13 protein-coding genes are annotated in these 15,166 nt (G+C 50.7%); all 13 read right to left on the minus strand.

Annotation, left to right across the window (positions count from 1 at the left end; translation table 11 throughout):
* Positions 1-367: 367 nt before the first annotated feature.
* The 13 genes from ACF8D4_RS22375 to ACF8D4_RS22435 all read right to left on the minus strand — a co-directional run bounded on the left by ACF8D4_RS22375 (position 368) and on the right by ACF8D4_RS22435 (position 15,147).
* Entirely contained in the window at positions 368-577 is a 210-nt protein-coding gene (locus ACF8D4_RS22375) for a cold-shock protein (protein WP_025009607.1), read from the minus strand.
* 253 nt (positions 578-830) lie between these two features.
* Positions 831-1,634: a 23S rRNA (guanine(745)-N(1))-methyltransferase gene (gene rlmA / locus ACF8D4_RS22380; RefSeq protein ID WP_208135702.1), complete on the minus strand. Its 804-nt coding sequence runs from the start codon at positions 1,632-1,634 to the stop codon at positions 831-833.
* Positions 1,635-1,677: 43 nt separating this feature from the next.
* Complete coding sequence (locus ACF8D4_RS22385; RefSeq protein WP_261752469.1) at positions 1,678-2,478, minus strand: hypothetical protein; 801 nt, start codon at positions 2,476-2,478, stop codon at positions 1,678-1,680.
* A 383-nt stretch (positions 2,479-2,861) separates the two neighbouring features.
* Positions 2,862-4,121 (minus strand): Y-family DNA polymerase, encoded by a 1,260-nt coding sequence (locus ACF8D4_RS22390; RefSeq protein WP_392469007.1) that lies wholly within the window; start codon positions 4,119-4,121, stop codon positions 2,862-2,864.
* A complete protein-coding gene (locus ACF8D4_RS22395; protein WP_208134432.1) occupies positions 4,121-4,528 on the minus strand; it encodes a LexA family transcriptional regulator in 408 nt (135 codons plus the stop codon). Before ACF8D4_RS22395 ends, ACF8D4_RS22390 begins: the two co-directional genes overlap by 1 nt.
* A 512-nt stretch (positions 4,529-5,040) precedes the next feature.
* Complete coding sequence (locus tag ACF8D4_RS22400) at positions 5,041-5,511, minus strand: hypothetical protein (protein ID WP_025009604.1); 471 nt, start codon at positions 5,509-5,511, stop codon at positions 5,041-5,043.
* 29 nt (positions 5,512-5,540) lie between these two features.
* A complete protein-coding gene (locus ACF8D4_RS22405) occupies positions 5,541-5,753 on the minus strand; it encodes a hypothetical protein (RefSeq protein ID WP_025009603.1) in 213 nt (70 codons plus the stop codon).
* Positions 5,753-7,591, minus strand: a complete 1,839-nt coding sequence (locus ACF8D4_RS22410) for a hypothetical protein (protein ID WP_392469010.1) — start codon at positions 7,589-7,591, stop codon at positions 5,753-5,755. Before ACF8D4_RS22410 ends, ACF8D4_RS22405 begins: the two co-directional genes overlap by 1 nt.
* Before the next feature lie 9 nt (positions 7,592-7,600).
* The gene (locus tag ACF8D4_RS22415; protein ID WP_392469011.1) at positions 7,601-7,900 is read right to left on the minus strand and encodes a hypothetical protein; all 300 of its coding nucleotides are present in this window, start codon (positions 7,898-7,900) and stop codon (positions 7,601-7,603) included.
* Positions 7,893-8,885 carry a hypothetical protein gene (locus ACF8D4_RS22420; protein ID WP_368881133.1) on the minus strand — a complete coding sequence of 331 codons (993 nt, stop codon included), beginning with the start codon at positions 8,883-8,885 and terminating at the stop codon, positions 7,893-7,895. The genes ACF8D4_RS22415 and ACF8D4_RS22420 overlap by 8 nt, the downstream gene beginning before the upstream one ends.
* Positions 8,886-8,928: 43 nt before the next feature.
* On the minus strand, positions 8,929-11,352 hold the full coding sequence (locus tag ACF8D4_RS22425) for a hypothetical protein (RefSeq protein WP_392469014.1): 2,424 nt from the start codon (positions 11,350-11,352) through the stop codon (positions 8,929-8,931).
* Between the two features lie 4 nt (positions 11,353-11,356).
* A complete protein-coding gene (locus ACF8D4_RS22430; protein WP_392469016.1) occupies positions 11,357-11,737 on the minus strand; it encodes a hypothetical protein in 381 nt (126 codons plus the stop codon).
* Positions 11,737-15,147: a tape measure protein gene (locus ACF8D4_RS22435; protein WP_392469018.1), complete on the minus strand. Its 3,411-nt coding sequence runs from the start codon at positions 15,145-15,147 to the stop codon at positions 11,737-11,739. The genes ACF8D4_RS22430 and ACF8D4_RS22435 overlap by 1 nt, the downstream gene beginning before the upstream one ends.
* Positions 15,148-15,166: the final 19 nt, after the last annotated feature.

Raw genomic sequence — 15,166 nt, forward strand, 5'->3', positions numbered from 1 at the left:
TTTTTCGTAAGGAGTGGCTTGGGCCTGACAGAAGTCGTACCGGGGGCCTGCCAAAATCGGATAAATCAGAGACTCAATTGCGGTTATCGGGATAAATGAAGGTATATTTTTTAAAACAGAGTAATAGCTTGAAATAAGTTAATCTTAAGTTGAGAGATCACTACAAATTAGAACAAAAGCTCTAGCCAGAGACCACTTGTTGAAGAGATAAAAGACTGAAGAGATAGAAATTGAGCTGGCTTAACTATGAAGACATAAAAAGCCAATACATAAAAATCAAGGCATAAAAAAACCGCGCTTCCTTACACCAAAGAGTGTAGGTTCACGCGGTTTATTACTGTATCGCTCGGGTTACCCCGAAAAGCGATTAGCCGATAACAGAAACGTTTTCAGCTTGAGGACCTTTCTGGCCCTGAGTAACAGTGAAGGATACTTTCTGACCTTCGTCCAGAGTCTTGAAGCCGTCAGAGTTGATGGCGCGGAAGTGTACAAACACGTCTGGACCAGACTCTTGCTCGATGAAACCGAAACCTTTGTCAGAGTTGAACCACTTAACTACACCAGTTACTTGTGACATGATATAAATCCTGTAAATAAAACTATCTTTTAAGCCTTAACGGCGGTGGAGCTGAAAATGCCGGTATTACTTATGTTTACAGGACGAACTGGTCGTATTGAAGACATAAAAATAAGCCCAACTTTCAAGCTAAGTAGACTATAAATCATTCTGGAGATAAGTCAACAAACTTAATTGAGCCCTTGAGGTTTTTTTTACTTAAATTTCGAGTATTTGCCGTAACAAGTTGAAACCTATCTTATAGTTCTACGTCTTATGTATTACGCCGGTAAACCTGAATGTAAAAATCCAGCTCACAACCCAATCCCTCAGCTTGTAGCTGCTGTTTTTGTTCGGCGCTGAGCTTCCAGGCATAGGGAGTCATCTCCAAAAAGTCATTGCAAACCTGTCCGGCCGGTAAAACCAGCGGCCACTGCAATCGCTCATCATGCAGCAGACCAAAACCCGGTAGCTCTGACTTGGTCTGCTCATGCTCTCTTGGCTCACTGTAGATGATCTCTTTCAACTGAAAGTGATGTCTGGGGCCTGGGGATACACAGATAAAAATGCCGCCTGGCCTACACACCCGCGCCAACTCCTGATCTTTTGATGGCGCATAGATACGCAACATGAGATCAAAAGCAGCATCGGCAAAAGGCATGTCGTAGGCGCTGGCCACACAAAAGCGCATCTGGGGATGTGCCTTGGCGGCATAGCGAATCGCGGTTCTGGAAATATCCAATCCATAGAGTTCGCCACCAACAGCTTGTTGCAAACGCTCGCTGTAGTAGCCTTCACCGCAGCCCAGATCTAAAATCTCGGGTTGTCCCTTGCCATACTCCTGCGCCAGCTCGTTGACCCTGTCGCTGAGAGCCTGATAATAGCCGGCGTTCAAAAAAGCGCGCCTGGCCTGCATCATCTGCTTGTTGTCACCGGGATCGCGGGAGTTTTTCTTCTGCACCGGCAACAGATTGACATAGCCTTCCTTTGCCTGATCAAAACTGTGGTTTTGGCCACAACGCCATTGTTTTCCGTCCTGCACCAACTCGCTGCGGCACAGGGGACAAATATAAGTCATGCATTACTTCCATCAGAATTGGGCTTTGCAGCCCAAGGTGGTTTTACTCTTCGTCGGTCAACTGCCTGACCATGGCATTGAGCTCCGGCGATGACAAGAGTTCATAGCACTCAAGCGCGCGCCTGAGCCTTTCTTCGGTGCCATCATGGTTGGCACTCTGGCGGTAATTGGGACGCTCAAGCGACTGATTATAACATCGCAGCAGCCATTGGCGTTTCTGAGATAGACCTGTGAGCAGATGCCAGACTTCATTGAGCAGGCCTTCGGGCAATTTAGCCCCATGCGCCTGCTGGTATCGTTCCAGCCTGATTCGAGCCTGAGTCACTTCACTGAGTTGCACCGCCAACTTTTCACTACTGGCTTGATAATCCTGAGCTTCGGCCAACGCTGTCTTGGCCAGAATGATCTCTCTTGGCTCCTGGGACAAACGCAAATCCTGCTCCAGGGGCAGCAGCTCGAATCTGCCGGTTTGTAACGAGCAGAGAAATGTCTGCCCCGGCCATAAATCGAGACACACTCCCTGCCTCAGGGCAGCGATGCAACTTGAAGTACTGGTTCCAACTTCAGAGTAGAGTCTAAAGCCCTGACCTGCCGTGCGCGACACTCCATCCTTCCTGACGGATTCCAAGGGTAGCAACTGCTGAGTCAGAAAAGGTTGCAGCCTCAAAATAAACTGCCCCTGCGAAGCCTTGTCTTCTCCTTCAAGCATTACCCACTCAAGCAGCGGCGAGCGCAAGGCCTCCGACAACACAAAATCACTGACACTGTCCGGCAGGCTGAGGCACAACCTAGTCGGCATTGAAAGATTGACTATGGTGGGTGAACTGAAAAACTGACTGTACATCTGCATCCCTTCGGGTAATCCGAACCTCGTTGTCCCTGCCGGCAGGCCGCTTATTGTAACCAGAGGCCATCGATTCACCAAGGGCGGTTTTTAACCGAAATACCAGCGATAATGCTGGCAAAATCCCATTTCCGTAAAAAAATGTTAAGATAAGCTTTTGTCTACAGAGCCAAAGTCATCAGCATGAGTCAAGCCCAACCTCAGCCTTCCATATTCTGGCATGATTATGAAACATAAAACAACAACGCATTGATTAAAATAAGATTTTTAAAGACAAGCCTTTCTAAAATGTACTCACCAATGTACACAACACTCATTTGCCACTTATATAGACTATTTGTGTCATGGGATTCAGCCCGCCTCCCCCCGATCTTCCTTAACCTTCACTTACAGCTGATCATTGGTAAGTGATGCCAATTGGTAGTGTATTGCGGGGTTAGTAACTGACGCCTCATTGACCATTTCTGTTCAATCCCCTGAGCGGCAATAAAAAGGGTATCGGATCCATAACGGTTGTTAAGTGCGTCATATGCCTGCATAAGACGAGGGTCCGCTGGTGAAGGTGTAAATAGATCTGGCTGGAAGTGTTTGTCGCTTATGAGGTCGAGTAAACCAACGCCAATTTTGTAGTAGCGCACACCTGGGCGATAAAGTTCAGGGACGACTCGACTTACTGCTGCGGTGAGAACCGTAGAGCAATTAGTTGGTACCGGGATCCGTACCACCTGCTTAAACCCAACGGGCCGCTCATCATAAGGACTATTGTTAGCAAACACCAATATAGCGCTGGTAAGGCTCCCCTGCTTTCTTGCTTTCGCAGCTGCTACTCCAACATGCTTAGCGATAGCTTCGGCCAGAGATTGAACATCAGTTATCCGTTCACCAACTGAGCGAGTAGAAAAAATTTGCTTTTTATCTACCCGTGCTTCGTCCCATTGCTTGCATTGTAAACCGGACAATTCTCTTGCCGTTCTTTCTATCTCAATATTGAACTGTTTTCGAACAAGCCCTGGGGGTAAACAGGCAAGCTGCCAAGCAGTTTTGACATTCATCATCAAGAGTTTTGCTGAGATACGCCGGCCAATTCCCCACACATCACTTACGCCAATTTGCTCAAGCACATGACGGCGAGTTACTTCAGAATCAATCACACATACGCCATTAAAACCATCAAGGTTTTTAGCTGCGTGATTGGCAGCTTTTGCAAGCGTTAACGTTGAACCAATACCGACACATACTGGCAAGCGAGCTTCTTTCCAAACAGCACGACGAATCGCGGTACCTTGCGCTACCAGGCATTTGCTTTCCAAATTACCTCGGGCAAACGAGAGGAAGGATTCGTCTATCGAATATACATGCTGTTCGGGGGCAAAACGGCCAATGATCTGCATCATCTTCGCTGAGAGATCACCATACAGTTCATAGTTGGATGAAAGAGCAATTACGCCAGCCCGTTGACAAAGCTCCCTAACCTCGAAGTAAGCCTTAAATTTTTCAACCCCAGCGTGTTTGGCTTGTTTGTTGGCTGCCACAACACAGCCATCGTTGTTGGATAGCACAACCAGTGGTTTACCACGCCAGTCTGGTCTAAATACCTGTTCAGCGGAACAGTAAAAAGAATTGGCATCAACTAAAGCAAACATTAGCAAGAATGAAGCAGTCTACTGGGGCGGTGGCAACGCACAGAACGGATAACCACTCCTTCAACCGAAAACTGATCCCACTCAAAGATAGGAACAGGTTGATGATGTTCATTTGCAGAGACCAGTTGTCTGCGGCCAGTGTCGATTAACTTGCATACAAATTCACCATTGAGGTTTGCCACAATGACATCCCCATTCAACACTTTTATGTGCCTATCTACGATCAAAATATCTCCTTCGAAAATGCCAACTCCTTGCATAGAATCCCCTGCTGCTTGTCCTATGAATGTAGCACTGGGATGTTCAACCAAGAGCTCATCTAAGCTCAACGGAAGTTGATAATAATCCGCTGCCGGGCTTTCGAAGCCTGTTATCCCGGCTCTTGCGAGTAAAGGAATGACTTTCATTTGACACAAACCATACTGTATATATATACAGTTTAGTATGCGATTTGGGGATTATTCAAGTTGATGTACCCGTTAACGGGTACAGGTGACGGGGAAATGAACAATGGCTAGTATGGGAAACACTGTAAACCATGAAGGAAAGACGATGACATTCACTAGCTTGCTATCATTTACCAAGCAGAATCGTTACAAGAATAGTCAACCTGATATAGTTCGTGTAACCCAATACGTTTTAGATCACGGGAAAAATGGATTCAGCGTGCTCTCTGCATCAAATTCGAAGGAGCTAAACGGTATAGGTGTTCACACCGTTGCCACGGTATTGCGGAGCATTTGCTTGGATCTATGGGAAGGCCATCTGGAATTCAATACTAAGGTAGATTCAACATACTCGCATGCATCCTATGTAAAATGGGAGCTTACCCCGCAAGCGTACAATGACCATATTTCCCATCGTTCACTGCTGATGTCCAAATGGTCATTGTGGGCTACGTTACTGGCGCTGTTAGTTGCTATTGGGAGTTAGAAAAACTCTTGCTGCCGCCAGGATCGACCACATACCCCCCTTCCACTATCGCATAAGACGGAAATCCATAACGGGGTTCGGTGAACCGATACTCTTTGTAATGCTTACCGTCTTTATAATACTCATAAACGTTGTATTGCTGAGGCCCAGCAATACTCAGCATTTGGCTCTCGGTCATACAAATAGCCAAATGCCGCCAACGTATTGCATCACGTGGTATTTTTTTCCCATAACAAGGGTGATTATTGGTCATGTCTGTGGAAGGTTTTTCTTCCACAGCAGGTTCATATTCCACTTTAGGTGGGACCCGGTATTCAACGTTGGATCCTTGTCGAAGCTCTAACGGCTTGCTGTCAATGCTACATGGCTCTGCTTGGAAAACCCCAGGCTCGCACTCGTACACCTCTGCAAATGCTGCCGAAGAACCCAGGGCCAATATTAGCGCTATCGTTCTCATGCTGCTGTTCCTCCTTGATCTGTTTCAGTCTACACAAGGATTTGCGAGTGCGGCAAGTCGGGCGCCGGGCCCAGTACCCGGCCATCCTGAATATAAACGTATGAGCCAACATTGCCGCTGCCTGTTGCCCTGAATGTTTTACCGCTGCGCGTGGTAGCAGTCACTGTGCCATCTGCGTTCTCTGCGTTGACCTTCGCTATCTCACGCGCTGGCAGCAGCTCACGTTTCAGTTGTTTCAGCATTATGCCCCCTGTCTGATTAAACCAGCGTTCTGGCGCACGGTAAGGCCGCTACTGCTCATGTTTGCGCTGATGGTCACGGTATCACACAGCGCCTTATAGACTTCACCGCGCCAGGTAATACCAATCAGCTGGCCAGGGCGCAGCGGCGGCAAGTCGGCCATCACTGTGGTGTTGATACTGACTCGGCGCTTGGTACCTGAATCGGCAATGGCATTGGTACCTGCCAGCCTGGCGGCTTGGGTATCAACAATCAGCATGTTGCTGATATCGTCTGTTGGTTCGTCACCGGCGGTACCATTAAGCCGAACTTCTACCGAAACGCCCTGTTGTTCCCCGCGCACCCAGGCGACATTGCATTGCTGGCCACGTTCTGTTTGCTCGCTGTGATTGAAGATCACCGCATCGTGCAGCAATACGTCAGGAATTGCAGCGGCCATGCTCCAGGGCGTATAGGTCCAGCGCGGCAGGATCCTGAGTTTGCTGTTATCTTCGTCCGGGTCCACCATGCAGCCAACCAGCCCGGCCAACTCGGCCACGGCATCCAGCGGCGTTTTGCCGCTAACTGAGCAAACCCCTGCCGGGATCACAAAGTCAGGTACCTGAACCAGTTCAATGCTCCAGCCGCTGTTGGCTACAATATCGCTCAGGCAACCGGCGAATGACCGGGCCGCTTGATTGTGGTAACTGATCTCACGCTTCCAGGGCCATGCCAACTGAGAAGCCCGGCCCCTGGCGGCTGAGGTGTAGCTGTTAGAGGCCCATGCTTCGCTGCTGCTCGGCGCCTCGGCCAGCAGGTAAAACTCATAGCCGTTAATGCCAATTCTCAGCACCTCGTCAACGGCAAGAAGCGCATCCACTTTGCTTGAAAACTTGATACTGCCAGAGGTCACAAACTGGCTGCGGCTGTCAGTAATGCTGCATTCAGTAATAACAAGCTCGCGGTTATCAGAGAGGCGGTGACAGGTCAGTGTCGGTTGCATTAAATACAGTCTCCGGATCTGGGGTTCAATGGGGACTTTGAGATCAAGCGGTGGCTGAACCGGATTGGCATCTATCAAGCCGCCGCCATCATCCCAGTAGCAATGCCGTGGGTTTGGCTTGAACTTCAAGCTGACTGGGCTCTGGTTGTCCTGCCAAGATTCACTGAAACGGATAGTGATTGGCCCTGGCTCAGGTGGCAGGTAGGCATCAGAGCAAATCCAAACACCCCGATGCGGCCCCCAGGCTATGGCAGGTTCTGCGCCGCGCTGATCTTCATGGCTGTAGCTGATCTCGGTTTCGCCATAGCATTCAATACCAAAGGCCCAAGCAATGGGCTGAGGTAAATAAACACTGCTAAGCGCTTTCCATCCAAGCTGCCAGATGGCTTGCCAGGCTGCAGGGTTTAACCAGCGAATACCGGCGGCCGTCTGCAGCGGTACCGGCAGGCGCCAGGCAACTGCAGTTGAATGCTGCAGGGCATCTTTACTTTGCCAGTTTGCCAGTACCTCAATACCATGCTGCCTGCCTTGGCTCCAGTAAACCTGCAGCCGGTCGGCAATGGTCGTCGGGCTCTGCCAGCTAAGTGCCAGCTGGGCCGTAGTGTGCGGCCCAACCATAGGCAGCTGCAGCTGCTGCTCAGTCTGCTGAATATGGATCCAGCGAATAGCGATATCGGCGCCAAGAGACGGCTCTGGAATATCCGGCCCGGGATCCGGTGGGATATCACCACCAAACTTTATCTCAACGGGTGAAGTCACATTCTGCCATGGTCGGCTGAATGTGATGGTTACCCCGCCCTTATCGAATTTTGGTGATACCGGCGATTGAAGCTCGATCCATGCTTTGCTGAATCTCATCGGTTATCCTTACACTACTGGAATATTCGCATCAGCAGCCTCCAGCTTTATGCCGTCGATAACCTCGGCAGCATATTGCTTGTCATCATCCAGTATCATCAATATCACTGAGTTTGTGTGCTGATATCTTGGAGAAAATATCAGCGTTCTGTCGTGGGAACTGCCAAACACACCGACCCGCAATACCTTGCAGGTATCACGGTCAATAACCATGTATCTCTCAGCCGCAACATCGGCGTTAACAATGGTCAGTTTCGACATATTGCGGGGGATAGTCTTATCTTGTGAAGCTACAAGCACTTTACTCATACCATGACTCCGCATTAATCCAGTATTGGCAAGCTCCGTTATATGGGTTGGGAACCAAATAGTGTTCTACCCCATTAATCACTTTGGTGACCGGGAAAAGAGCATCAGAATATGCGGGCGATGAACTCAGCAACAACCCAGGGAACTGCCCTCTTATTAGAGGCTGTAACAGGCTATCTTTGAATAATACTCCCTCTGAGTCCTTGTATGCGTCGCCGGTGTTTGATGCATTATATGCGTCCATGACTATGGCCATTTTCGAGTATATTGGGTTTGGCGAGCCCTCCCCATTGTGCGCAGTGGAAAGAGATTGCGACATAGGAAAGAACATGGCTGCCTCATGAACTTTTCTGGTATCTTCACCTGTGACCTGTCCATATCTTCCAACTAATGAAGTACTGTTGGTGTAACCAAGGGCAAACTGCCATGAAGAGTTAAGGTTGTCTGAATTGTTATGAACAGTCAGAATCCCGAAGCCGTTAACATCATTAACGTAAAAGCTGTCAATGCTACCGATCCCGAATGCTGGATGCTCATAGGTGCCCTGTGCCATTGTCGGCCTATAGTCTGAGCTGGTTATGATGTAAAACGAAACGGCAGTGGCAATAACGATCCACTTTGTAGCGTAAGAACCACCCCAAGAAAAAAGGTAACTTACACCCGGAACAGAAGCCCAATCAGGATTGGACAATGATATTGCCGGAGCGGTTCTTACCTGCATAATTTCATTATTGCTGCCATTCTTGTTCTTTGATGACAACCACATGCAACCACCAGGATAGCCAGGTACAGTGTCAGCAGTTTTGAAAATCGTGTAGTTGTTTGCGGCATCGTCCAAAATAACGCTCCACCCGGCAGGCTGTTTGGTGCCATATCCATCAACCAAGCACTTGCGAAGGATCTCAATCCATTCAGCATAAGTTCTATTTTGCAGCTGAGGTGCGCCGGGATCGTCCCAGCGGTAAACCGTTACTGGTAAAGACATTTGATAAACTCCAAATTAAGGCCCGGTTGGGCTGAGACTTTGATTACGATTCGGTACCACGGAAGCTGAGCACAGATTTATCATCGGTTATCTGGCTGTGGCCGCTCTGGACTGAGCGAATTGCCTGGACTGGTTTTGATGCAGCATACTGCTGGAACCTGGCCGCTTCACCCGGTTGCCAGCCGCCGCCGAACGCGCCTTGGCGAATGATGAAAAATGGCAGTCCTGTAGCCGGGTTGTTTGGAATAAAGTCATTCAATGTGTCACCAGTGGCCACCTGGCCCCGACCGCGGCCAATGAGCTTGAAGGTTTCCCCTGAGCCGGTAAACACCAGCGCCCAGTCTTCATTTACCGCGCTTTCGTTGACCACTTCGATGGGGTATTCAATCACGTTCAAGCTGCCATTTGCTGGCGCCCCGTCTTGATCCCAATTGCCGTCCCAGGCGGTCATATCGCGCACCTCACCGATGCGGGATTCCAGCTCACCAAGTTTGAGAATGCTCGATACTGTGGCGCCAAGCTGATAATCATTTTTCAACTGGCCGGCGAGCAGCAAAGAGTTATCTGATACTCCGGTTACCATGGCCAGCTCGCCAATAGTGTCTGACAGAATGAAAGGCGCGGTGAAGCCAGGAAAAGCGCTCTGGATTGTTACCACGCCGGTTTCTTTGTCATGCTCGAAATGCTGATCGTCTATTGTCCAGAGGCTGAGGCCATCGGCATCCGTGATATCAACAAAACGGGCATTCTGGCGCACGTTGAGCGTTTGCCCTGCCTGCGGGTTATTCACCGGCTGAAAGTTGCTGTGCTGAACGCTGACAGTGCCGAACTTGCGGAAAATATCGACCTGGCCACCGCCGGGGATCCTCAGCGGGTTAAGGCCATACATTTCTGGCGGCGGCAGCAGCCGCACACGTTCAGTGAGGTCATAGGTCAGAGTGCTGAGGTTTACCGGCTGATCAAACGTCAGGGTTACCAGGCCGTTGCTGATAGTGCCGTTTACCCCGGCGCCGGTTACCGTTCCGTCATTATTGCCGCTGGCGCTGAGCAGTGAACCGGCAACCGCTTGCACTTGGATATAGAGCGAGTCCAGCAGAGGATCCTGCGAGTTGAGATTAAAGGCACACTCTGTTTCGCCTACCTGGCTGCGGATCAAAAACTGTATGTCACGGTCACTGTATCCCTGTTCAAATGTGACTATGCCGCCCTCATAGTCAACAATCGCAACTCTGGTGTTAAAGCTGTATAGAGCACTATCTTTCTCTGACGTAATCGGGGCGCCCCATCCGTTTGAGTCTTCGACAGCGCTACCAAAAAAGCTGCCTTCTGCGATTATCGCACCCTGGGGCAGTGGGTCAGCCAGCATGTGTTCTTGATACACATCCGAGCTGATATAGGCACATGACACTTCCGAGCCCAAATCCGGCTTTCGTGTCAGTGTCGCGGCAATTTCACCCGTGCCCACAGTGACCACGGCTTCCTCATTACCGTAGATCACGCCGCCGGAAATGAAGCTAATCACCGGCTGATAATCCACGTTCTGGTTTTCACCCTGCAGCACATCAACAGCGGGCCAGCTGTAGCTCTGGGCGCCACTGGCGGCGGTAGTCACTATCTTGCGCACAATGCTGTTATCGCCTGCAGTGATACGGATCCCCGCCTTGGTTTGCTCGGTAACAATCGCAGGCAGCAGTTGCTGCTTGGTTTCTTTCACCGCCAGGCTGTTATCGCCGGAAGCGGCGGGAGCGGTTAGCTTAGTGACACCGTGGAAAATCACATTGTCGGCCGAGTTGGTGAGGCGCAGCTTGGTGCAGTTGGCCTCACCGTTGATCAACCTGTCATGCTCAGGGGTCGCAAAATCAATCGGCGGGTCAAACACTATGTTGCCGATGTTGTTACCTGGGGCATTGGTTTCAGTCACCATTGCGTAATGAGTGCGGCGCGGCCAGTTCTTATCCTCCTGGCCCTCATACTCGGTTGAAATGGCAATGATCTGCCCTACTCTGAGATCTATCCGGCGCACGTATTCTTTGCCGTTCAGCATGTAAATGCTTTCCAGATATTCGCGGCTGAAAGAGTTTTGATTTGGCAGGAACCCGGGCGCCCCGGATCGAAACAGTGAACCAGCAGTAACCGATGACTCAATGGCGTTAACCATTTCCGGCATGCGGCTGGCATCATCCAGGGTTGGCGACTCCACCAGAAACAGATTGACCAGAGGATCCTGAGGGGGCGAAGACCAGAAAACATGCGCCCCGCGCAGTGTTGCCGTGTCCTGGGTGACCAGTGACGGAAACGCTTTGGCGATATCAATGGCGGCCTCAGCGTGATCCACATCGGAAATGGCCCGGAATAATTCATTCAGGATCCCCGACCGAATGGGGTTAAGAGTACGCTGGCCCCCGGCATCTTCGTTCTGGCCAAGCTTTTCGGGTTTGTAAACTATCAGATTGTTCCGATTAATCACGATGCTATGCCTCTGCAGTCAGGAATTTAAGAACGACATTGCTCAGCAGCGAGTCGCCGCCGACTGTTGGGAATAGATCCTCCCCGACAACAGCCGGGCCATCGCGGTTATCCCAGATCACATTCCAGCTGTTGCCATCGAGCTCCAGTTCAAACGGTGTGAGGGTTGAATAGTTGTGCTGTTGCAGCGCTTCAAAATCTGCGCGGGTCATTCCCGAGTTGGCGGTGCCGATGACCAAAGGGAACCCGCCAGGCAAAACAAATTGCTCGTATATCAGGGACCCATTCCCGCCGCGCTCTGCCACAGCCATTACTCGCTGCTGTTCGTTTTGGTTCAACCAGAGCAACTGCTGGTGCTCTGGGATAATGGTGTCAATGCGCTGCATTAGCCCCCCTGGGTCAGTTTTGCTTTCTCGATAGAACGCAGCAGCTCGTCCAACTGATCTTTATTGGTATCCAGTTGGGTACGGCGCCCCTCAACAATCAGAGTCAGTGTGGCGTTATAGCTATTGCCGAAACTGGCCTGACTGGTTGTTTGTTTTGTTTGGGCTTGCTGCTGGGTAGAAGTGGGGTTTGATTGAGTGTCGCGCTGGTTTTGTTGTTGCTGGGCTTTAACTTCCTCAGTGCGATACTTGTAAACTTTGTTCAGCGTCTGCTCGGCGCGGCGCAGTTGATCAAGCAGCTCCCTGTCGCCAGTCTTTTCAGCGGCCGCCAGCTGGCTTTTGATATCGGCCAACTCCTGCTGATAACGGCGCTTCTCAATATCTGCCTGGCGACCTTCGTACTCGTCCAGCTCATCAAGCAATGAGCTGAGCGTGTCTGATGCCGAGTCTTTCAGAGCGTCCATTCTCGAACGCGCCTTATCTATTGCGGCAGTGAGCAGATCAAGATCCTGTTCGTTCAATAGCCCCAGGGTCTTGCTTGCGTGTTCGGCACTACGTAGCAATTGCATGTTGGCACTGTCAGTATCGTCTAATGCTTCAACTAACTTCAGCAACTCTACACGCTGCTCGTAGTAGGCCATTTGAGCAGATTTGCTGGCTATGTCCTGCTCATACTGCCAGCGGCGCAGACGGGTAAAATCGAGTGTTTTTGATTGCTCAAGATAAAGCTCGTTAATGGCATGCCGCAGGTTTTCGATTTTCTCTTGCGTTTGCTCAATATCAGACAACTCACGGTTATATGCAGCGACACCTGATGTCAGCGATTTGAACAGCGCAACCGTTCCCTCGCTGAGTTCTTTTACCGCTGCATAAGCTGCATAACCGGCTTGACTGATAACAGCCGCTACCCCGGATACCTGTTTGCCAACATTCTCAGTAGTGTCGCCGACATCCTGCATGGCCTGATTCATTCGCTCGCCGGATTGCTCCACTGAGTCTGCGGTGTTGTCAGCTCCCTGCTCAACATTCTGTTGCGAGTTACTCAAGTTTTGCTGAGTAGCAATGAGTCGCTGCAATTCAGCGTTTAAGCCTAGGGCCGCGGCGGCTTGCTGTACCATTACCGAAACCTGCTGCTTTCCAGCTGCAGCCACTTTTACCTCAGCCTCAGCCCACTCCAAAAACGCTTGCTTTTGATCATAGGCTGATGCGGTACCGTCTTTCAGGGCCGCGGAAACTTGAGCAAACGTTGACTTGGCAATATCAGCCTGCTCGCGCAGAGCTCGAACGGTTGTGATCCCAGCCTTGGCCATAGCTAATTCATAGGCCTTGGCTTTTGCGGCTTGTTTGTCGAGTGCGCTGGATGTTTCGTTTGCCGCTGCTTTCTGTTCAGCGGCAGATTCTTTGGCGGCAGTTGCGCTGGCTTTGTAAGAGTCCTTGCTGCTCTTGGCCATCGCTTTAGTAACAGTTGTCCATGCCTGACGAATATCGGCGCCGTCCTGCTCTACCTGATCCTTGAAACCTTTGGAGATCGCATAGATGGCCCCGGTCGCCTCGCGGATTTTGGCAGCCAGAGCATCTACTCCAACAGCATCAAGCAGTTTTGCCCAACCGCTGAGAATGGTCGCATAGGCAGCCGTGGCGGTCATTGCCAGTGTGGACAGGCCTGCAGTGATACCGTTCCAAACCAGTTGAATACTGGCGCCAACAACAGTTAACCCCTGAGTGAAAGCGCGGATGTTATCAATGGTTGCAGTGAGACTTTCGCCGCCATCTTTGATGATAGTGGAGAAGAAGTTACTGATATCCGCAGCAGCCTGTTGCAGCTTGCCATTGCCGTTGAGCTCATCAAATTTGTTGTTGAGATCATCCAGAAACTGCAGGCCAACCTCATACAGACCTGAATCGGCAATTTTCTGCTGAAACAATTCCCAATTGTTTGACAGCACATTGACCTGTCCGGAAAGGCGCTCGAGTGATTTTGCGGCTTGGCCGTTGGCGCCCTTGCCCATTTCCTCAAACAGGGCTTGGATAGTTTCACGCCCGAGCTTGCCTTGTTCGGAAAGCTTTGAAAGCTGCACCGTGTTCTTGCCTGTGACTTTCTCCAGCAGCTCCCACACGGGCACGCCACGCTCAACAAGCTGCAGTATCTCTTCCCCTTGCAGCTTTTGCTTAGCCCACGCCTGGCCGACGGCAAGAATTATGCCCTCTAGCTTTTCTTGGCTACCGCCGAGCTTGGCGTTATAGTCCACCATGGCTTGCAGGCTGCCATTCATGGGGTCTATACCAAACGCCTTCAGGCTGGCAAAGGCCTGCTTGATAGTATCGAGTTTTGAGCCGGTATTGTTTGCAAACTCTTTAATCCAAGCGGTGGCCTGTTCGCCGGCAGACAAGCTGCCCATCATGGCAGTCATTTGGGCAGTGAATGCCTTGGCCTTATCACCTGCCGATAAGATGCCTGTCAAACTAGCCCAGAGGCGATCAACACCGATATAAGCCGAAGCCATGGCAAGCAGTGATGCCGTGGCTTGTTTTATTGAACCGCCAAAATCCTCGGCGCCTTTGCTGCTTTCATCAAGCAGCCTGTTCTGATGCGCCAGGTTTTTATTAACGCCCTCAAGCGCATTTTCAGCCGCCGCTTGCTGCTGTTTCAGGTCTTCGCTGGCTTCGGCCAGCTTATCCATGCTGATCCCGGCTTTATCGAGAACAGCCTTTTGCTGATTAAGCGTGCGCTGGTTTTTGTTGAGGCTTGAGCCCAGTGTGTTAAGTTCGCCCCTGGCGAGTTTTACTTTAGCCGCATAGTCGGCACTGGCCAGCGCCGCCTCATCTGATTCAGTATTGAGCCTATCTAGTACCTGGCGCTGTTGTTCCAACTCAGTGTTAAGCTGGTCGGCGGCGGTTCTGGTTGATGACTGAGCCTGCTCCAGCGCCTGCAGATCAGCTTTGGCAGCCGCTATGGCAGTTGCATGTTTGCCGCTGGCCACGGCCCCGGATTGCTGCTCTGCTGTCAGTTGTTCAAGCCTGGCCCGCGTAGCATCTATCTGAGAGTTGTATTGTTGCAGCTCATCACTCAGCTGCTGATAATCCTGCTCAAGCTTTGCGGTTTGAGTGGCAGCCTGAGCCTGTTCTTGCTGTAGTTTTTTGGCAGAGCCGGCTGCGTCGCGTTGTTCCTGCTGCAGCTTTGCAAGTGCCGCGGTAGCTTCTGAATATGAACGAGTGCCCTTGCTTACCGCAGCGGTTAAATCATCAATTGTATCAACGGCCTGCTTTTGGTCTTGTAATTCTTCCAGCCGTTGGTTGAGTTTTTCACTTTGTTCAGCCAACTCGGCCAACGTCTTTTCAGACTTTTTGGCTTCGCTGCTAAAGAGATCCCGCCCCTGAATGATCAGGTTGATCACTTGGTCTTTAAAGCTCATAGAGATTTCCGAATTGGCT

Source organism: Shewanella sp. YQ_9, from assembly GCF_043103185.1.
Lineage (GTDB): Bacteria > Pseudomonadota > Gammaproteobacteria > Enterobacterales > Shewanellaceae > Shewanella > Shewanella algae.